The 19,446-nt window shown below is 57.1% G+C and carries 20 protein-coding genes and 1 pseudogene; 7 read left to right on the top strand and 14 right to left on the bottom strand.

The genetic code is table 11. The annotated features are described in order from the left end of the window. Positions 1-26: 26 nt before the first annotated feature. The 8 genes and pseudogenes from ACYZT0_RS17765 to ACYZT0_RS17730 form a co-directional block, all read right to left on the bottom strand. Positions 27-3,671, bottom strand: a complete 3,645-nt coding sequence (locus tag ACYZT0_RS17765) for a transporter substrate-binding domain-containing protein (RefSeq protein WP_462042338.1) — start codon at positions 3,669-3,671, stop codon at positions 27-29. Between the two features lie 8 nt (positions 3,672-3,679). After that, positions 3,680-4,306 carry a response regulator gene (locus ACYZT0_RS17760; protein ID WP_462042337.1) on the bottom strand — a complete coding sequence of 209 codons (627 nt, stop codon included), beginning with the start codon at positions 4,304-4,306 and terminating at the stop codon, positions 3,680-3,682. Positions 4,307-4,561: 255 nt separating this feature from the next. After that, positions 4,562-4,954: a response regulator gene (locus ACYZT0_RS17755; protein WP_462042336.1), complete on the bottom strand. Its 393-nt coding sequence runs from the start codon at positions 4,952-4,954 to the stop codon at positions 4,562-4,564. Positions 4,955-5,138: 184 nt separating this feature from the next. Beyond that, the gene (locus tag ACYZT0_RS17750; protein WP_462042335.1) at positions 5,139-6,467 is read right to left on the bottom strand and encodes a deoxyguanosinetriphosphate triphosphohydrolase; all 1,329 of its coding nucleotides are present in this window, start codon (positions 6,465-6,467) and stop codon (positions 5,139-5,141) included. A gap of 198 nt (positions 6,468-6,665) precedes the next feature. Then, positions 6,666-7,159, bottom strand: a pseudogene (locus tag ACYZT0_RS17745) (EAL domain-containing protein); the annotation flags it as partial. A 125-nt stretch (positions 7,160-7,284) separates the two neighbouring features. Continuing rightward, entirely contained in the window at positions 7,285-7,626 is a 342-nt protein-coding gene (locus tag ACYZT0_RS17740; RefSeq protein ID WP_462042334.1) for a hypothetical protein, read from the bottom strand. Further along, positions 7,623-8,012: a phage holin family protein gene (locus ACYZT0_RS17735; RefSeq protein ID WP_462042333.1), complete on the bottom strand. Its 390-nt coding sequence runs from the start codon at positions 8,010-8,012 to the stop codon at positions 7,623-7,625. Before ACYZT0_RS17735 ends, ACYZT0_RS17740 begins: the two co-directional genes overlap by 4 nt. 1 nt (position 8,013) lies before the next feature. Further along, positions 8,014-8,328, bottom strand: coding sequence for an ElaB/YgaM/YqjD family protein (locus ACYZT0_RS17730; protein WP_282380109.1), 315 nt, complete (start codon positions 8,326-8,328; stop codon positions 8,014-8,016). A gap of 327 nt (positions 8,329-8,655) precedes the next feature. Between ACYZT0_RS17730 and ACYZT0_RS17725 the strand changes: the two genes are divergently transcribed. Continuing rightward, entirely contained in the window at positions 8,656-9,864 is a 1,209-nt protein-coding gene (locus tag ACYZT0_RS17725; RefSeq protein WP_462042332.1) for an ammonium transporter, read from the top strand. Here ACYZT0_RS17725 and ACYZT0_RS17720 read toward each other — a convergent pair. After that, positions 9,861-11,573 carry a cation:proton antiporter gene (locus ACYZT0_RS17720; protein ID WP_462042331.1) on the bottom strand — a complete coding sequence of 571 codons (1,713 nt, stop codon included), beginning with the start codon at positions 11,571-11,573 and terminating at the stop codon, positions 9,861-9,863. The two genes, ACYZT0_RS17725 and ACYZT0_RS17720, sit on opposite strands and share 4 nt — an antisense overlap. A 209-nt stretch (positions 11,574-11,782) precedes the next feature. Between ACYZT0_RS17720 and ACYZT0_RS17715 the strand changes: the two genes are divergently transcribed. From ACYZT0_RS17715 to ACYZT0_RS17705, 3 genes are all read left to right on the top strand, one after another. Continuing rightward, positions 11,783-12,019 (top strand): glutaredoxin family protein, encoded by a 237-nt coding sequence (locus ACYZT0_RS17715; protein WP_462042330.1) that lies wholly within the window; start codon positions 11,783-11,785, stop codon positions 12,017-12,019. A gap of 148 nt (positions 12,020-12,167) precedes the next feature. Continuing rightward, entirely contained in the window at positions 12,168-12,485 is a 318-nt protein-coding gene (locus ACYZT0_RS17710) for a hypothetical protein (RefSeq protein WP_008145883.1), read from the top strand. A gap of 71 nt (positions 12,486-12,556) precedes the next feature. Next, a complete protein-coding gene (locus ACYZT0_RS17705; protein WP_462042329.1) occupies positions 12,557-13,447 on the top strand; it encodes a pseudouridine synthase in 891 nt (296 codons plus the stop codon). Positions 13,448-13,534: 87 nt separating this feature from the next. On the opposite strand, the gene ACYZT0_RS17700 is transcribed toward ACYZT0_RS17705, so the two are convergent. Next, a complete protein-coding gene (locus ACYZT0_RS17700) occupies positions 13,535-13,756 on the bottom strand; it encodes a YgdI/YgdR family lipoprotein (RefSeq protein ID WP_462042328.1) in 222 nt (73 codons plus the stop codon). Between the two features lie 76 nt (positions 13,757-13,832). Next, on the bottom strand, positions 13,833-14,435 hold the full coding sequence (gene mobA, locus ACYZT0_RS17695; RefSeq protein ID WP_462042327.1) for a molybdenum cofactor guanylyltransferase MobA: 603 nt from the start codon (positions 14,433-14,435) through the stop codon (positions 13,833-13,835). 81 nt (positions 14,436-14,516) lie between these two features. Between mobA and moaB the strand changes: the two genes are divergently transcribed. Together moaB and ACYZT0_RS17685 are read left to right on the top strand one after the other, a co-directional pair. Then, positions 14,517-15,056, top strand: coding sequence for a molybdenum cofactor biosynthesis protein B (moaB, locus tag ACYZT0_RS17690; protein WP_462042326.1), 540 nt, complete (start codon positions 14,517-14,519; stop codon positions 15,054-15,056). Beyond that, positions 15,040-16,266, top strand: a complete 1,227-nt coding sequence (locus ACYZT0_RS17685; protein WP_462042325.1) for a molybdopterin molybdotransferase MoeA — start codon at positions 15,040-15,042, stop codon at positions 16,264-16,266. Before moaB ends, ACYZT0_RS17685 begins: the two co-directional genes overlap by 17 nt. Positions 16,267-16,330: 64 nt before the next feature. On the opposite strand, the gene ACYZT0_RS17680 is transcribed toward ACYZT0_RS17685, so the two are convergent. Then, positions 16,331-16,639, bottom strand: a complete 309-nt coding sequence (locus tag ACYZT0_RS17680; RefSeq protein WP_462042324.1) for a hypothetical protein — start codon at positions 16,637-16,639, stop codon at positions 16,331-16,333. Between the two features lie 228 nt (positions 16,640-16,867). Here ACYZT0_RS17680 and yegS point away from each other — a divergent pair, with 228 nt between their 5' ends. Continuing rightward, a complete protein-coding gene (gene yegS / locus ACYZT0_RS17675) occupies positions 16,868-17,785 on the top strand; it encodes a lipid kinase YegS (protein WP_462042323.1) in 918 nt (305 codons plus the stop codon). Here yegS and ACYZT0_RS17670 read toward each other — a convergent pair. Then, a complete protein-coding gene (locus tag ACYZT0_RS17670) occupies positions 17,769-18,428 on the bottom strand; it encodes a response regulator (protein WP_462042322.1) in 660 nt (219 codons plus the stop codon). The genes yegS and ACYZT0_RS17670 overlap by 17 nt on opposite strands. Beyond that, positions 18,425-19,318, bottom strand: a complete 894-nt coding sequence (locus tag ACYZT0_RS17665) for a sensor histidine kinase (RefSeq protein ID WP_462046594.1) — start codon at positions 19,316-19,318, stop codon at positions 18,425-18,427. Before ACYZT0_RS17665 ends, ACYZT0_RS17670 begins: the two co-directional genes overlap by 4 nt. Between the last annotated feature and the right edge of the window lie 128 nt (positions 19,319-19,446).

The raw sequence follows: 19,446 nt of genomic DNA, 5'->3' as shown, positions 1-19,446 counted from the left end.
ACACACTGCTCAGCGTCCAAGCATAGTTAAGGCTCTGTCATTCTGCTGTTGTCGTTTTGGCCAATCTGTTGCTGCAAGGCTTGCTCCAGTTCGAGCATGGCGCGCTCTATAGCCTTGCTGCAATCGGCCACCTCGTCGTGATGGAACACATCCTGGCAGGCCTTTTCCAGCGCCTCGCAGCCGTCGATCACCCGGGAGGCCTGGACAATTCGGGCGGCGCCCTTGATTTTGTGGGCGACGTCGAGAAATGACTGAGGGTCTTTGGATCGGGACAGGGCCAGCAATTCTTGTCGGTCCAGACGATTGCTGTTCAACAGTTCGGCCAGCAATCGCTGGTCCAATAGCGGATTTCCACCCGTCAAAAGACGCAGTCCTTGCAGGCTGAACGCCGGATCGCGGACGGTCGGCCTGATACCTTCTACCCACTGACTCAAGGCTGTCAGGGTGAGGGGCTTGAACAGGCAGTCGTCCATCCCGGCTTGTTTGCAGCGTTGTATTTCTTCCGGTTGGGCGTTGGCGGTAAAACCCAGAACGGTACAGGGCGGGCGTTGCGTGTGTTGTTCCTGTCGGCGAATGGCGCGGGCCAGTTCGTATCCATTCATGATCGGCATGTTGCAATCGACAATCACCAGATCGAACGGCTCTGCTTTCCACGCCTCGTATCCCGCTTCGCCATCCGCCTGGACGCTGAATCGATGCCCCAGAAACTCCAGTTGCTGGCACATGAGCAAGCGATTGGCCGGGTGATCGTCGACCACCAGAACGTTCAAGGGGGTCGTCGTGGTGTGTATGTGCGCTTCAACAGTCTCCGGAACCTGCTCGCGTGGCAGTGTTGCCAGGTGCAACGAAACCTCGACTTGAGTGCCCACACCCGGCTGGCTGCTCAATTGCAGGCGGCCACCCATCATCTCGCACAGGTTGCGGCTGATCACCAGACCCAGTCCTGTGCCACCTCTGTCTGATTGTGCGCAATTATCGGCTTGAGCGAAGGGTTCGAATAACCGCTGCTGATCCTGTTCGCTGATGCCTATGCCACTGTCCTGAACATGCAACATCATCTGAACCCCCTCGGGTTCGGCGGTAGGCTGCAGGTCGACGATGACCCTGACCTGACCCTGCTCCGTAAACTTGATGGCGTTGCTGACCAGGTTGGACAGCACCTGCTTGAAGCGCATCGGGTCCAACAGGACATCAAACTCCGAATTGCCAGGGTGGAATTCCAGCAGCAGTCGGAGATTTTTCTGGCGCGCCAGTCCATCGAAGACCCGCACGACCGAGGTCACGATTTCACTTGGATTGACGCGTTCAGGGCTCAGGCTAAGACGCCCTGATTCGATCCGTGCGATGTCGAGAATGTCCCCGATCAGTTCCAGCAGGTCCTTCGCCGAGTTGTACGCCACTTCGATGGCCGGGCGATCCGGGTGCTCATGATCGATACGCTTGAGCGTCAGTTCGAGCATGCCGATGACCGCATTCATCGGGGTGCGGATCTCATGACTCATGGTCGCCAGAAACGTGCTTTTGGCCCGGTTGGCTTCATCGGCACGCTCTTTCGCGCAGCGCAGCTCATCGAACAGTTGCCGCCGTTCGCTAATGTCGATCCAGCCGCCGATGATGCCTTGCACTACACCGCTCGAATCACGGTAGGGAAGAATCCAGTGGTAAATCGTCAGCCTGCGGCCGCCGATGTGCAACGCGCGGTCGAGAATCAGCGGTATCCCCTCGGCCACGACACGCTGGTAATCGGCCTGATATTCCCGGGCTTCGAACGCATTGCTCATGTTGCCCTGCATGACGCTTTTGCCGATGACGTCTTCACGTTTCGCACAGAAGGCTTCCAGGTAACTGTCGTTGCAGCTTTGCAGCAGTCCCTGACGATCGCGTACGTAGATGGGATGAGGCGTACCGTTGACCAGCGATCGCATGAATTCGAGTTGATCGTTCAACGCGCGCTCGGCCGCCTGACGCTGCTTTATCTGGCGACGCATGTAAGCGTTCCAGGCAACGGAAACCAGCAGTAGCACCCCGGCACCGATAACGATTTGGTAGAACAGTCGGTGATAGAGGCGCCAGGTACTTTGCGAAGACGCCGAATAGCCACGCCAGCGGCTGTTGATGATGCCCAGCTCTTGCGGCTCAATGCTCAGCAGCGCCTTGTTGAGGATGGAATTCAGTTCTTTGGCCTCTCGGCCTGTGGCCAGGGAGAACGCGGCCTGGCGGGTACCGATGGTGGTACTGATTTGAAGTGTGTGCTCGAAGAGCCGCGATGAGATGAAGTAGTTGGCAATCACCAGTGAGTTCACCGCGCCTTCTGCACTGCCCTCGGCCAGCCACTCCACGGCGCTGAACGCGTCCGGTGTTTCAATCAGCTTGATCCGTGGAAACTCGCTGCGCAGGTAATCCACCAGGGGATTGCCTTGAGCAATTGCCAGGCGTTTGTCCTGCAACTGCGCAAGGCTTGTCGGGCTGTCGGCGGCTTTGCGAGTCAGCAGGACAAAGGAGTTTTGCAGATAGGGGCGGGTGAAGTTCAACGTCGTTTCACGTTGGGCGCTGGGGAGCAGGGCGGCGATCAAATCGGCCTGATTGTCCCTGATCTGCTCGATCATCTCGTCATCGCTGCGGCTGCGATGGACGTCGAAGCGTAACCCGGTGCGCAATCTGATCAGCTCGAGCAAGTCCGCGGTAACCCCGCGAAAGTTGTTATTACTGTCGAAAAACGTCAGCGGCGCAAAGGCCTCATTGACCACCACGCGGACTACCGGATGTTGTGCCAGCCAGCGTTCCTCGGTGTGGGTGAGCTGCAGTTTTTGATCGGTAAGAAGAATGTCACTGCCGGCACTCCAGCGTTTGGCGATGTTATCGCGTTCGTTGGTGGGGATCGCCCTGAGCATTGCGTCGATGATCCCGAGCAATTGTGGGTTGTCCTTGCGCACGGCAAAGCTGAAACCGTGGGCTTCGTGTTTGCCGAAGTTGGCCATGCGGATGTTGTTCAGATAGCCCTTGTTGATCATGTAATGGGTGGAAATTGTATCTCCCAGAAAAACATCAGCCTGGTCGAAGGCAACTGCATTGATCGCATTCTGGTAGGACGGAAAGGACGTGATGATCGCCCTCGGATACATTGCCTTGACCTCTTCCAGCGGCAAATAGTGATACACCATGCTCAGCCGTAGACCGGCCAGGCCGTCGGTCAAAGATCTGGTTTCTCCTTCGCGTGTCACCAGAACCGGCTGGTCCACGGCGTAGGGTGTGGAAAGTACAATGTCGGCGTTATGTGCTTCGAATCCATTGGCGCTACCCAGCAAGTCGACCTCGCCGTTTTCGAGTGCTTTGATTGCGGCCTCCCGGGACGCAAAGCGCAGAACCTTGATTGGCAAACCGGTTGATGTACCCAGGATGCCCGCGTAATCGGCGGTATAACCTTCGTAGTCGCGACCACCGGTGGTCAGGTCGAAAGGTGGGTAGTCCGGGGCTGACGTGCCAAGGATCAGTTCCCGTTTATTCTTGATCCATTGTCGTTGTGATTTATCCAGTTGGACTTCCTGGTGTCCGGTCATTGAGCGACTGAGCAGGGTGTAGCTCTCGCTGACGGTCTGCGCAGCGAGCACTGAGGTGCTCAGGCATAAACCGGCGGCCATCAGTGTCAGATAATCCTTTATACGACTGGGCATCCTGTCTCTCACACTAATGCGTTACGTTTTGCCATATCGATGAGTTCCACCAAGGATTTGGCTTTGAGTTTTTGCATAAGGCGTTTTTTGTAAGTGCTGACAGTCTTGTTGCTCAGAAACATACCTTTGGCAATTTCCTTGTTGGTGCGGCCCTGGGCAAAGAGTTGCAATACCATCAGTTCTCGGTCATTGACTGACTTGAACAGTTCGAGGTCGGCAAAGCGTGCGTCATCACTGCGAACAGGGTTCAAGGCCTGACTTGGAAAATAGTTGTAACCTGACAACACGGCTTTTATAGCACTGACCAGTTCACTCAGGTCTTCCTGTTTGCACACATAGCCCGATGCGCCGGATTGCATGCAGCGAATACCAAAAAGTGTCGGGCACTGCGCTGTTAACACCAATGTTTTGAGACGGGTACTCATTGCGTTGAATCGGGCGAGAACTTCCAGCCCATCCAGTTTTGGAATGCTGATGTCGAGAATGACCAAGTCGGGCGTGCATTCGCGAACCATCTGCATGGCGTCGACCCCATTATCAGTTTCGCCGATGACTTTGTAACCTTCATGTTCAAGCAACATTCTGACGGCAAGGCGGATGACCGGGTGATCGTCGACAATAAAAACGGAGTTCATAATCAAATCCCATACGAGCTCAAATAAAGCGCGCACCTTAGCTCAGATAGTTGAGGTGACGCATGAACTGACGGACCTGTAGCGGCAATATAGGATGATTCCTACAAAGGAAAAGGAATAGGACTACGTATCAACTGGATTTTTTATGAAGAAGGGCGACGTTTGTTGAGGGTTAGTCGAGGTGTTGCAAGTATGGAGTTGTAAGTTTCGATTTGGTCTTGTGCGGAATTTTTTGTGCGTTTGGTGTGCATTTTTTTACAGTGAAGCCAAGGTCAACAAGTTTCGAAATTCGGATTGTTTCAGCGGCTTGATCAAGTAACCCAATAATGGCAGCCCGTGTGCGTTGGCCTTTTTTTCAAGTTCGTCCAGTTCAGCGGATGTCAGGCTACTTAACAGTATTGCCTGTCTAATCATCCCCCGGTGGCTGGCGAATTCGACCAGATCGAGCCCGGATAGTCCGGGCAGACATTGATCGCATAAAAGAATATCAAACGGTTGCACAGCCTTGAGCATTTGTTGCAGCGCGCCATCGGCACTGTCGGTGGTGGTCAGTTGGGTGAAACCATAACTCTCAAGCAGGTATTGAGTCGCCTTGAGTTGAAAGGGATGATCTTCCACCAGCAAGATGCGCAGATCGTCTTTGAACATAGGATTATTCACGCTTCTTCTGTCGAACTGAGGGAAGCGGGATTATTTCGCGAGGTTACTGAATAATCGATCAGTTAGCTCAGCGCATGTTGTAGGGGGATTCGGCGAACGTTGAGTGCACTTGGGTTTTTTGGAGGTAAATCAACCATTGCAGGCGGCGTAATGGCTGATCAACCGGGTCTCATCAGTGGCTCGAACGACCAGTCATCTCCAGCGCCATTTCGCTCGCATAGCTGTCGGTCATACCGGCGATGAAGTCAATCATCCGTAGAAACGAGGCGTGCAATGGGCCGTGAGGATCGGGTGCATTGTTGCCCAACAGGTCGAGGATGCGGCGACTCTTGAAGGACGGCGTTCGACCGTTATGCTGTTCCAGTGCCGCGCCGCAGAAGGCGTTGAGCAGGATTTCCAGCGTGGTGTATGCGCCGATTTCATGCAGCGTCTTGCGCTTGTCCTGAAAGATTTTTTTGCGCGCCATGTCCTTGGCATTCAGTACGCAACGCTTGGCGGGACCGTGCATGTGCTCCACCAGATCACCAAGCAGCGTGCCGGCCAGCAACGCGTCCTGTTGCTCGACAAAGGCGCGGGCTGCGGCGTTGGTCAGGTGTTCAATGGCTTTGCCTCGCAGGATCGCCAGTTTGCGCCGACGCGAATCCTGTGGACCGAGTTGGCGGTAGGTTTCCGGCAAATCGTCACCTACAAGGTCCAGCAACAGGGACTCGACTTCGGCGTATTCCAGCAGTTCCATCTCCAGACCATCTTCCAGGTCGATCAGCGCGTAGCAGATGTCATCGGCAGCCTCCATCAGATACACGAGCGGATGGCGCGCCCAGCGCTGTTCCTCGAGTTGCGGCAGACCAAGTTTAAGGGCGATCTGTTCCAGTAGCGGCAATTCGCTCTGATAGCAACCGAACTTGTGTTTCTTGTAGCCCAGTGAATCCGCGTGTTTTGCAGTCCATGGATACTTCAGATAAGTACCCAGCGTGGCGTAGGTCAGCCGGGTGCCGCCGTCGAACTGGTGATATTCCAGCTGAGTGAGTACCCGAAAGCCCTGGGCATTGCCTTCGAAATTGAGGAAATCATTGCGTTCGACTTCGCTCATTGCATCCAGCCAGCCACGGCCGGCGGCTTGCTGGAACCAGTGGCGAATCGCGTCTTCGCCCGAGTGGCCGAAGGGCGGATTGCCGATGTCATGGGCCAGGCAAGCGGATTGCACCACCATCCCCAGGTCGCTGGGCTCGCACCAGTCGGGCAGGGCGCTGCGGATGGTTTCGCCGACGCGCATGCCCAGCGAACGGCCGACGCAGCTGACTTCCAGCGAGTGGGTCAGGCGCGTATGGATATGATCGTTGCTGGTGACCGGATGGACCTGGGTCTTACGCCCGAGGCGGCGGAACGCTCCCGAGAAAATAATGCGGTCGTGGTCTTTGTGGAAAGGGCTGCGGCCGAGTTCTTCCGGGCTGTGCAGAGGCTTTCCGAGGCGTTCGCGGGTAAGCAGGGTTTGCCAATCCAAGGCTGGTTCGCTCCGTCAGGTGACTGAGCTCCTAGCTTCCCGTTTCACGTCATGGCCTGCAAGGGAAAAACACGCACACCTGTAGGAACACGGCTTGCCGGCGATGAGGGTGTGTCAGGCACTTCATATCGATTGAAGTGCCGTCATCGCGAGCAAGCTCGGCTCCTACAGCCCGACGGCGTCAATATCGATGAGCAGCAGTCGCTCACTGTCCGGTTGCAGCGCGAGTACGCGATCAAGCTGGGAGTAACCGGCACCAAATCATCGATGGCGATCCGCGCGCCGGCCTGTCGGTAGCGTGCCGCGACATCGGCCAGGCGCTGAATATCGCCTCCCAGTTCGGTGATCTCGAAGACAATGCGTTGCGGGTCAACGTTGTGCCTGCTCAATTGCTTGAGGCTCGGTAGAGCCTGGTCCCGCCGCAAGCGGTTGATCCAGCGTGGCGATATGTTCAGGCTCAGAAACCAGTCCGAGGGCGCTTCATGCAGACGGCTCAACGCGTTATCGCGGATCTGGCGATCCAGACGACGCAACGCGATAGCGGGCGTTCGCGGGTCGGCGAACAGCGGCCCCACCGAGGCCAGTTGACCGTCGGCGTGGCGCAATCGACCCAGTGCCTCGACGCCGGCGATGCGGCCGGTGGCGGTATCAATGAATGGCTGAAAGCAGGCGAGCGGTTGCCCGTCGATCACGAGGCCTCCTTGGTTAGGTCTTGTTCTTGGATAAAACCTGGTCACCGGTCAGGCACACAGGATTGAACCCCTCGATAAAGAGGTTCATCCCGGTGATGTTGCAAGAATGCAGCCAGAGGGTGGGGTTAGCGGTTGCGCGGAGAACCCTGCATGACCAGCTTGATCAGCGGCCCCAGCGTGGTGCCCAGACGAACCAGTCGAGTGAGGCTGCTTACGCCACCGCTCTTGGCGCCCTTGCCAGTCAAAAAGCCCAGCAAGGTGACGGCTGCCACGCCCCAGAGTGGGGCGTGCTTGATGCCGAAACCTTCGTGCAGGTTTTGCGTCATCCCGCGCATGCGCTGCAAGGGTTGCAGCAATTCCCGGGATTCGTGGCGAATTTCCTGGCGATGCATTTCCATGCGCAGGCGGATCAGCGCCTTGCGCATTTCTGTGCGCGAGCTGTTGTGAGGCAGTTCAGGCAGGCTCATGGCAGCAGGCGCTCCCGATCATTGGCCAATTCTTCCAGGGTGCCGTGGAAGGGCGAGGATTCATCGAAAATCGCCGCTCTCAAGCGCATGGCACAGAATATGGCCGCGAGTGTGTAGAACACGCAGAGCCCAATGATGGCCGCCAGGCGATAGGTGTCCCAAAACACGATCATCACCAGCGTCGACAACCCCACCAGTAACAGCAAGGCAAAAACCAGCGCCAGGCCTGCAAACAGCAACAGGCTTACAGTGCGCGCTTTTTGTTCCTGCAATTCGATGCCGAATAGTTCGACATGGCTGTGCAGCAGTCCAAGAAAAGCAGCACCCAGGCGCCGCGGTGAGGAGCTTGGGCCCGTCGCGGACGAGCCGGATTCGCCGATCGCCATATCAGCGCCGCGTTGCCAGCAAACCAATCAGGAACCCTACGCCAGCCGCGATGCCGACCGATTGCCATGGGTTTGCCTGAACGTAATCTTCAGTGGCAGTGACGGCTGCCTGGCCGCGTTCGCGCAGGGAATCTTCGGTCAATTTCAAGGTTTCGCGGGCACGCAACAGACTGTCGTGGATCTGCTCGCGCAACTCATCGGCCTGATCGCCGGCCAGGGAGGCGGTGTGTTCCAGCAACCGTTCGGTGTCGCTGACCAGTGTCTGAAAATCGTTCATCAGGATCTCTTGAGCAGTCTTTGCCTTGATGCTGGCCATTGGTGGATCTCCGTAAGTGGCTTCTGTTGCTTTCGAGTATGAGCCTTGCGCGAAGGTTCAGTACAAATGACTGGTACAACTTTTGCTACGTCACGGTGCATCTGCCTGCACCGTTGCGCTGTTGCTGGGCATGATTTCAGGAAAACCTTAACTCAAACAATCAAAACCCGCGCAAACGTCCCGGTCTTGATTTGCCTTCATGAATTTTGTGCGCCAAAGCGGTTCACCGCGATCGGCTCCTTGATTCCGGCAAGTCGCAACTTGGTGCATGAATCGTCTGCGCGAACTGCTTTGGTGCTTTTTTCAGCCTTAAGGTCTGCCAACCCCATGGAAAATCTGCAAAGCGCTGTGGACAGTCTGGTCCATAGCTCCAATACGTTGTTCATTCTGATCGGCGCGGTCATGGTGCTGGCGATGCACGCCGGTTTCGCCTTTCTTGAAGTCGGCACGGTTCGACAGAAGAACCAGGTCAATGCCTTGTCGAAGATCCTCAGCGATTTCGCGATTTCGACCCTGGCCTACTTCTTTATAGGCTATTGGATTTCCTATGGAGTGACCTTCATGCAACCGGCGGCTGTGATCAATGCTGATCATGGCTATGGTCTGGTTAAGTTTTTCTTTCTGCTGACCTTTGCTGCGGCGATACCCGCGATCATTTCCGGGGGGATTGCCGAGCGTGCCCGGTTCGTCCCTCAGTTGTGCGCAACGGCACTGATCGTGGCGTTCATCTATCCCTTCTTCGAGGGGATGATCTGGAACGGCAACTTTGGTCTGCAAGCCTGGTTGCTGGAACGCTTTGGCGCCAGCTTCCATGACTTCGCCGGCTCGGTCGTGGTCCACGCCATGGGCGGTTGGCTGGCCTTGGCAGCGGTGTTGTTGCTGGGGCCGCGCACTGGTCGTTATCGTGAAGGGCGTCTGGTGGCGTTCGCGCCCTCGAGCATTCCCTTTCTGGCGTTGGGGTCTTGGATCCTGATCGTCGGCTGGTTCGGTTTCAACGTGATGAGCGCGCAAACCCTGCAAGGTGTCAGCGGACTGGTGGCGGTGAACTCGCTGATGGCCATGGTCGGCGGTACCGTGGCGGCGCTGATCGTCGGGCGCAATGACCCGGGTTTTCTGCATAACGGCCCGCTGGCCGGGTTGGTGGCGATCTGCGCCGGTTCCGATCTGATGCATCCGGTAGGGGCACTGGTGACGGGCGCTATCGCCGGGGCTCTGTTCGTCTGGTGCTTTACCGCGGCCCAGGGCAAATGGCATATCGATGATGTGTTGGGGGTTTGGCCGTTGCATGGTTTGTGTGGCGTCTGGGGCGGGATCGCCTGCGGCATCTTCGGGCAAAATGCTTTGGGCGGTTTGGGCGGCGTCAGCCTGATCAGTCAGCTGATCGGCACGACTCTGGGCGTGGTCGTGGCGCTGGCCGGTGGTTTTACGGTGTACGGCGTGATCAAGGCGTTCCATGGTCTGCGCCTGAGTCAGGAAGAAGAGTATTACGGTGCGGACTTGTCGGTGCACAAGATTGGCGCCGTGAGCCAGGACTAGTTCTCTTCATCGTCGGCACCGGGATAGAAGCCGTGCAGCAAGCGATAGCGGTCATGTCGTACCTGGTCGACCCGGTCCTGCACCTGCTGCCCCGGCAAGCCGAGCATGATCAGCGCATGGGAGGCGAGCATCAGGCTGGACTCCAGCAACTCGGGCACGACTTCGCTGGCACCGGCCGCTTTCAACTCGGCCAACTGACTGTCATCGCGGGTGCGCACCAGGATCGGCACCGTCGGGTTGAAGCGGCGTGCCTCCTTGAGTATCAGCAGGGCGATGTCAGTGTTGTCGACCGCAACCACCAACAGGATTGCGCGCTCCAGCCCTACGGCAACCAGCAGTTCGCCGCGACGGGAGTCGCCGAAATGGACACAGCTTTCAGCGACGGCTGCTTCCTGGACGCGCACCGGATCACTGTCCAGCGCAATGTAGGGTTGATGCTCGTAGCGTAAAAAGCGGCCGATGGACTGGCCGACGCGACCGTAGCCACATATCACGACATGGCTGTGTAACCCGGCATTAAGCGCGCTGATTTCTTCAAGTTTCGCTTCTTCGTTGGGTTTGCGGTGCAGGCGTGTGGCGATACGAGGCGCGGCGCGCAGCAGCAACGGCGTGACGAGCATCGAACAGAAGGTCGCCGCCAGCAGCAGACCGCCGAGGTCGGCGGGCATCAGTTTGTTCAGCTGCATCTGTGCCATCAGCGCGAAGCAGAACTCGCCGCCCTGAGCCAATGCCAAGCCGCTGCGCCAGGCGGTTTCGCCATCGCTGCCGCGCCATTTGACCAGCAGCGCAACGACGCTGCCCTTGATCAGCAACAATCCCAGGGTCAGGCCTAGGATCAGCAAGCCGTGGCTGGCGAACAACTGCAAGTCGATCAACATGCCGATACTGACGAAGAACACCCCGAGCAGGATGTCACGGAACGGTCGGATGTCGGCCTCGATCTGATGCCGGTAGTGGCTTTCCCCTAGCAGCATGCCGGCGAGAAACGCACCCAGGGCAGGGGAGAGGCCGAGCAGGTGAGTCAGCCACGCTGTCAGCAGCACAATGACCAGCGCCAGTAGCACGAACAGTTCCGCGGAACGGGCCGCCGCCACTTCATGGAACAGCCGCGGCAGCACCCAGCGACTGGCCAGCAGCAGGCCGACGAACAACACGACGGTTTTCCCCAGCGTCAGTGGCAGCGCCCAATACCAGGCCTGATCGCTGCTGCCAGCGAACACTGGCACCAGGGTCAGCAGCAATACCGCCACGATGTCCTGGAACAGCAACACGGCGATGGCATTCTGGCCGTGGCTGCTGAAAATCTCGCCAAGACTGCTCAGCTCTTTACTGACAATGGCAGTGGATGACAGCGACAGGCCGGCGCCAAGTAACAGCGCAGGCGTGATCGGCATGCCGAGCAGCATCAGTAGAGCGCCCAGCAGTATCCCGGAACCCAACACTTGCAAGCTGCCAAGGCCAAACACCACCTGGCGCAACGCGAGCATTTTCGACAGGGAAAATTCCAGACCGAGGGAGAACAGCAGGAACACCACGCCCAACTCGGCGAGGTCCGGCAAATCCTCGTTTTCATTCACCCAGTTGAATGCTGTTGGCCCAATCATCAGCCCTACGCACAGGTAACCCAACACTGGCGGTAATCGCAGGCGCTGGAACAGTGCAATCACCACCAGAGAGGAGGCGAGGATGATCAACAGGTTGGCAAACACAAAAAACTCCGGTGATGGACGCTGGCAACTCAAGCGTAGAGGCAAAAAAACCGTGAGCATGGTGCAAAGGGTATTGAAGGCGACTGATGTGCGTCAGCGTATTGCCGCTACCCGTTGCCGTTATGGTCCAAGGGTAGGGTATCCAATGGCTCGACGGCTTTTCGGGGCAGGCCTAGAATAGTGACTTAATTTTTTTCGGTTGAGCGCTCATGCCTCCTGAATGTCAGCTGTTCGGCACCTGTGGGTGTCATCTCTGTGAAGTGGCTGAAGCCATGCTGATGGAATTTGTCGAAAACGGTCTGCTGGTGGAACTGGTGGACATTGCTGGCGACGAAACATGGTATGAAGCCTACAGTCTGCGTATTCCGGTATTACGGCGGGTCGATACTGGCGCTGAGCTGGATTGGCCGTTCGGTGCCGATCAGGTAGTGGCGTTCCTGCGTTAAGCGGTTTTTGCGGTGGCGGTGTTCCCATCTGTCGAACTTTGCGACTGATCCCCTTGGCTTTACCGGCGGCGTTCGGATACTGTATGCGCATACAGTTATTCGTAATGCCTGCCTTGCGCAGGCGGTCCGGGCGTGAGAGGGATGAATCGTGGTCAATGTTGAGCAATTGAAGAACAGCGTGAACCGGATGTCGGCGGACGTGGTACGCGAGGCTGTCCTCGAATTGCGTCTGGATGGCCTGGTGACAGAAGGAAAAACCCCCTTCAACAAACTGCATTTCAATACCTGTTTCGCCGAAATCGAAGCCTTGTTCCAGCGCGCAGGCTATCACCGGCAGCTGGATGTCGTGGGTTATCAGGGGTTGTTGTACGCGCTTTATGATCCCGGTCGCTGGGAAGCGGTCGATGTGTTGCGCTGGCTCAAGGAATTCACCGAAGCGGCAGCGCGCACGCAGATACCGGCTTGAAGATTCTCTTCTAGGTTCGTTCCGGCCGCTGTTGGATAATGCCGCCCTGTATTGAGGGTTAGAGCTTTCGTATGTCCACTTCATCTTTTTCTGCTGCACACAACCAGGCCAGTACGCTCTACTTGCCACCTGGCCCGTGGCAGACCGTACTCGATTGTCTGTGCGAACACTTCAGTGCCATCGGCCGTGAACAATGGCTGGACAGAATCGCCCGCGGTCGTGTGCTTGATGGGCATGGCATGCCAATCGCCCTGGATTTGCCTTACAAGGAAGGTCTGCGGATTCACTATTTTCGCGAAGTGCCCGACGAAAAGCCGATTCCGGTGGTTGAGTCGATTCTGTACGCGGATGAGCATCTGGTAGTGGCGGATAAGCCGCATTTTCTGCCAGTGACTCCGGCGGGTGAATACGTGGAGCAGACCCTGTTGCGACGGCTGATCCGTCGATTCGATAACCCGCATCTGGTGCCTTTGCATCGCATTGACCGTCACACGGCGGGGCTGGTGCTGTTTTCCGCCAACCCTCAGAGCCGTTCGGCGTATCAGTCGTTGTTTCCCACGCGGCAGATCGAAAAGCGCTACGAGGCAATTGCCCGAGCGTTGCCTGAACTCTCTTTTCCATTGGTCCATAAGAGCCGGCTCATCAATGGCGAGCCTTTCTTCCGCATGCAGGAAGGTCCTGGCGTCAGCAATACCGAGACGGCAGTCGAGGTCCGGGAGAAGAACGGTGACCTCTGGCGTTATGCGCTTTACCCGGTGACGGGCAAGAAACATCAGTTGCGGGTGCACATGACCGCCTTGGGCGCCAGTATCTGCAACGACCCGTTTTATCCGCAGGTACTCAACGATGTTGAGGATGACTATGCCAATCCTTTGAAACTGCTCGCTCAGGGGCTACGGTTTGTGGATCCGGTCACCGGCCAGGAAAGAGTATTCGAAAGTACCATCACCCTGCAGTGGTGATCGCGAGTTCAGCAAATCTGCTGATCTTCAGCCACGAAAAAGCCCGCAAAAAGCGGGCTTTTCCATATCCGGTTGTCACCGCAAAAGTTACAGCTCTTTAACGGTACGAACCTGATCCTTGTTGATGCGGGTCTGCTTGCCATCCAGTTGTTCGAATTCGTAGAAACCCGAATCCTTATCGAACCTTGGCGCGTCGACAGCCTGGATTTCTCGACCGTCATTCAAGGTGATCACTGTAGGCGATGCACAACCGGCGAGGGTAGCGAGGCCCAGTGCGAGCATGAAAGTGGCGAGGGTCCGTTGAGTCATGAGTGTGTCTCCGAATATGAATTCTTTTGGTTACTGTGCTTGAGACGTGTACAGCGCGTGCAAGTTCCTTCTCCTGTCAGTCTGACACAGTGTTGAGGGCACTTAACAGTTCTGGTGTGTTGAGGTTGGCCAGGCGCGGGTCATTGTCGGGGCATTGCAGGGCGGCAGCGCCCAGTTTGCGCATAAGGCGACCCGGGCTGCGTTCGCCGTCGTTCCAGGCACTGTCGAAATCTGCCAAGAGTGCCACGGGGATAATGCACAACAAAGGTTCCCAGTGTTCACCATGGCGCAGCATCAGCGGTTGATCCGGGTGCTGGCTGGCGGTTTTGCGCATGCTATTGAGCAGCGTGGCATCGATGCGCGGTACGTCACAAGGCAGCACCAACAGATGCGCATGACGGGCGGCCTTCAAGCCTGCGCGAATACCGGCCAGGGGGCCCGGAAAGTCGCCTTCATCGTCATGAACCAACTGGTCGGCGTAGGGCGCGTACTTTTCCAGGTTTCTGTTGCAGGAGATGATCAGGTCATCGCTCAGCGAACGGGTCTTGCGGTGCAAGTGGGCAATCAGTGGCTCGCCGTGCCATTCCAGCAATCCTTTGTCCTGTCCGCCCATGCGTTGGCCACGTCCACCTGCCAGGAGCAGAATGGAACAGGGTGGCAAAAGTGTGTTCGAGGTCATGGCAGGTCTCCATGGGGGCGGCGAAAAAATGAGGCGCTGTGATATAACACCGGGCTGTTTCTCCTACAACTGGATGAGCCTATGAAAGACAAGGCTGATGTACCTTTCACGCCGCTCAACATAGCGGTGTTGACGGTCAGCGATACCCGTACCCTGGAAACCGATACCTCAGGCCAGGTCTTTGTAGACCGGTTGAGTGCAGCCGGTCATAACCTTGCGGCCCGGATTCTGCTTAAAGATGACCTCTACAAAATTCGCGCGCAAGTCGCCAACTGGATTGCCGACGACGTCGTGCAGGTCGTGCTAATTACTGGCGGTACTGGTTTCACTGGACGCGACAGTACTCCGGAAGCGGTGAGTTGCCTGCTGGACAAACAGGTCGACGGTTTTGGTGAGCTGTTCAGGCAGATATCGGTGGCGGATATCGGCACCTCTACTGTTCAGTCCCGTGCCCTGGCCGGCCTGGCCAATGGCACGCTTGTCTGCTGTTTGCCGGGTTCGACCAATGCCGTGCGTACCGGTTGGGATGGCATTCTTGCCGAGCAGCTCGATTCGCGGCACCGCCCGTGCAATTTCGTGCCCCATCTCAAACAGGCGGCACCCTGTGAATCCCGCGGGTAAGCCAGGCAAGACGGGTAGTCTGCTGGCTGTCGAGGTGGCACTGGCACGCTTGCTGGCAATGGCTGAAGCTTCACCGATTCGTGAACGTGAACGCTTGCCATTGGCGCAGATTCAGGGCCGCGTGTTGGCCGATGATCTGGTCTCGACGCTTGATCTGCCTCCTTGGCCCAATAGTGCCATGGACGGTTATGCCTTGCGCATGGCCGATTGGACTGGAAAGTCACTGGTGGTCAGCCAGAAGATTTTTGCCGGACAGGCTCCGGAGCCCTTGAAGCCCGGCACCTGTGCACGAATCTTCACCGGTGCGCCAGTTCCCGCAGGGGCTGATTGCGTCGAGATGCAGGAAAATACCGAGGTTCAGGCGGATGAGCGAGTACGTTTCACCGAAACCATGGCCTCAGGACAAAACATCCGTCCCCAAGGCCAGGAGACCACTGTCGGTGAATTGATTCTGCCAGTGGGCACGCGCCTCGGGCCGATCGAACAGGGGCTGGCCGCATCGCTGGGATGTGCAGCGCTGGACGTGATTCGCAAGGTTCGTGTTGCTGTTCTGTCCACCGGGGATGAACTGATTGAGCCGGGTCAGGCTCTGGGGCCGGGACAGATCTACAACAGCAATCGAGTGTTGCTTTGCAGTTGGTTGCAGCGCTTGGGTTGTGAGGTGATCGATGCCGGTATTCTTCCGGATGATTTAGCAACCACTCGCGCTCGCCTTGGTGAATTGAAGGATGTCGATTTGATTCTTTCGACCGGTGGTGTATCGGTGGGAGAGGCTGACTTTCTGGGCATTGCCTTGCGTGAAGAGGGCGAGTTGACGTTGTGGAAACTCGCCATCAAACCAGGCAAACCACTGACATTCGGGCATTTTCGCGGCGTACCTTTGATTGGTTTGCCCGGCAATCCGGCGTCGACCCTGGTGACGTTTGCTTTGTTGGCAAGGCCCTATCTCTTGCGTCGACAGGGCGTAAAAGAGGTTGAGCCACTGAAGTTCCAGGTGCCGGCAGGGTTTGCCTGGCCCAAAGCAGGCAATCGGCGCGAGTACTTGCGTGGACGTCTGGAGAACGGCCGGGCAATCATCTACAAGAATCAGAGTTCTGGTGTACTGCGTAGCGCCGCCTGGGCCGATGGTCTGGTTGAGGTGCTGGAGGATCGCACGCTGATCGAAGGTGACTGCGTAAGCTTTATCCCGCTGAGCGAAGTCCTGAGCTGATTCCTGCAGCAGGCTTGCCGCAAACCCGGTTGATCGAACCGGGTTTTGCATTCATGGCTACCCCTTAATGAGCCAGGAGTGTCACGACCTGGTCAAAACGGCTATTGGCGATCCAGGCCAGCAGCCCGATAACCACGGTTGTTCCGCCAGCCGAATAGGCAAGCCTGTGTTTGATGGATTTGACGTCACTACGGACCTCATCCATGTCTCGTCGGATGTATTTGAGGTGAGTCTCCAATTCAACGACGCGAGGTTCCATATCAACTTCTCCAGTGGGTTGTGCGCTGTTTTTGAATTCAGCTTGATGATTAGCGCGTTTTTCTGCGAACGGTACGACCGGAATGACCGGTGACCTGATCTCATGGTTTTGCATGGCACGTCCCTGTGTGTTTCCTGCTGATGTTTGATAACCGCAGACGCCAAGGTGTACCAATCGCACTTGCCGGTCAATTGAGCCGATTCCTCAGGTTTTGTAAGAAAAAGTCCCGCCTTGTAGGACGCCATACTGCTCGCCTTCAAATAATTCAAATTCTTGCGACTTTTATGGGGTGCGACGAGGTCAACATCTCGCATACGGAATTCAATCATGGGAGTGACAACAATGAGCGAACGCAAGGCGGTGTTGATTCTGCATGGCAAGCAAGCGCTCAACGAGGCGGTTCGTTCTGCCGTCGAGGGCAAGCGTAAGCAGGGTTGGGAGCTAGCCGTTCGAGTGACCTGGGAGGCCGGCGACGCACAGCGGCTGGTGGATGAAGCGCTGGCGGCAGGCTACATGCAAATCATCGCCGGCGGCGGTGATGGCACCTTGCGTGATATTGCCGAGGCCATGGCGGCGCATTCGACGCAGGCCAGCCTGGTACTGATGCCCTTGGGGACCGCCAATGATTTTGCTCGCGCGGCCGGCGTGTCTCTGGAGCCCGCTCAGGCGCTGGATCTTCTTGACACTGCGCCGAGTGCCATTGATCTGGGGGAGGTCGACGGGCAGGTGTTCCTGAATATGGCCACGGGCGGTTTTGGTAGTCAGGTCACTGCGAACACCTCGGAGGACTTGAAAAAAATCCTCGGGGGGGCGGCTTACCTGTTCACCGGTTTATCGCGATTCAGTGAGTTGCACGCGGCCTATGGCGAGTTGCAGGGCCCTGATTTTCAGTGGAGTGGCGAGCTGTTGGCATTGGGCATCGGCAATGGCCGGCAGGCCGGCGGTGGACACGTGTTGTGCCCAGAAGCGCTGGCTGACGATGGTCTGCTGGACATCAGTATTCTACCTGCGCCACAGGAACTCGTCGGTACCTTGAAAAACCTGCTGGCCGATGGCTTCGGCATCGACAATATGTTTGTGCGAGCCCGACTGCCCTGGGTCGAAATCAAGGTCTCGGAAGGCCTCTACATCAACCTCGATGGCGAACCTCTGGAAGGCGACAACTTGCGTTTCTCGGTATGTCCAGCGGCGCTGCGCGTACATTTACCTGAAAACTCGCCGCTGCTGGGGTCATCGCAATTGATCAATCATCCAGGCTGATGATCTGCTCGCGAACGGCGAACAGCACCAGGCCCGCCACATCGTAGATCTGCAAGCGCTTCATGATCTGCGAGCGATGTGTTTCGACCGTCTTGATACTGAGACCCAGGCCGTTGGCGATCTCTCGGGTGGATTTTCCGCGAACGATCAACCGAAGGATTTCCAGCTGACGCGCTGTCAGGTTGTGCGAGTCGGCAGGTTCCGGATGGTGTTTCTGAGATCGGGTCAGCGCTTGGTTGATGACGGTGTGAGCGATGGCCGGGCTCAGGTAGCGTTCGTTGTTACGCAGGGCTTCCAGGGCATGTTCGAGTTCGGTGGCCGTGGTGTCCTTGAGCAGGTAGCCATGTGCGCCGGATTCCAGTGCCTGCATGATGAGGGCAGGATCGGTGTGCATCGACAGGATCAGCACCTTGCTCTGCGGGCGTACTCGCTTGAGTCGCTGCAAGGCTTCAAGGCCACTGGTTTTCTTCATGGAAATATCCAGCAGGACGATGTCCGGGGACAGCTGCTCGACCATCTCGAGCAACTGCGAGCCATCATTGGCCTCACCGATGACCGCGTAGCCTGGAATATCCAGCACCAGAGCGCGCACGCCTGCCCTGATAAGCGAGTGGTCATCCACCAGAAGTAAGTTACAAGTCAATGCATAACCTTATTCGAACTGGCCCGCTCGAGCGCACGAGGTGCCCAGGGAAAGAGAGCTTCGATTTGAGTGCCTTTGCCCGGCTCGCTGGTAACGCTCAGTGTGCCGTCGAGCTGATCGATCCGTTCCGACATCCCCGCCATTCCGCGTTGCCCTTCACGACCTGGATCCGTCGATGGCGCGAAACCCAGACCATCGTCGCTGATCGACAGCGCCAGTCCCTGAGTCAGACGTTGCAGGCGGACCACCAGATTCTCCGCGTCGGCATGGCGCAGTATATTGGTGACCGCTTCCTGGGTTATTCGAAAGGCGGCCACCGCCATTTCTTCCGGTATACCGGTTAAGCGCTGATGGCATTCCAGGCTCCAGTGCAGCGACGTGTTGGCCAGTGTCTTGAGTAAATGCGCACGCAGACTGGCTTCCAGCCCAAGACTGGTCAACTGCCTGGGATTGAGAATGGCTGATACATCCCGAACTTTGGTCAGGGTTTCTTCCAGCGTGTCGCAAAGCACCGAACACTGGCCCTGAAGTTCTTCGGGCATTCGGCGTTTGAGCCAGTCACTTTGAAGTTTTGCCGCGGTCAGCAACTGGCCGATGTCGTCATGCAGTTCTCGACTGAGCCGGTGACGTTCGTTTTCTTGAACCTCCAACAGCCGGTCGGCCAACTCTTGAGGTTGAAACTTTATCGATTTGCGCGAGAGGCAATGCTCCACCCAGACGCAGGTCAGCGCCGCAATATTGAGCACCAGCAGGCTCAGCGGCAGGCGAGTAGACAGACTATAAATCAGCAGGCTGCCAATGGCCGAGCAGGTACACAACATAAGCGTGATCAGGCGCGCGTTTTTTCGGGAAGGTGGCCATAGGGTGATTGACTTGAGGCTGGCGTACATAGCGGATGGAGCCAATGGATGTTCGCTGCGGGAAGACCGGTCATAACGGATGACGGTCTCTGTCTGGAGTCACTCTGCCATTAATTGACGTCAACTAATGGGCGGCATAGTACCACTTAAGATACCGT

The organism is Pseudomonas sp. ZS1P83 (assembly GCF_054897825.1).
The sequence above is the reverse complement of the archived record's forward strand: the minus strand, read 5'-3'. Positions and strand labels throughout refer to the sequence as shown.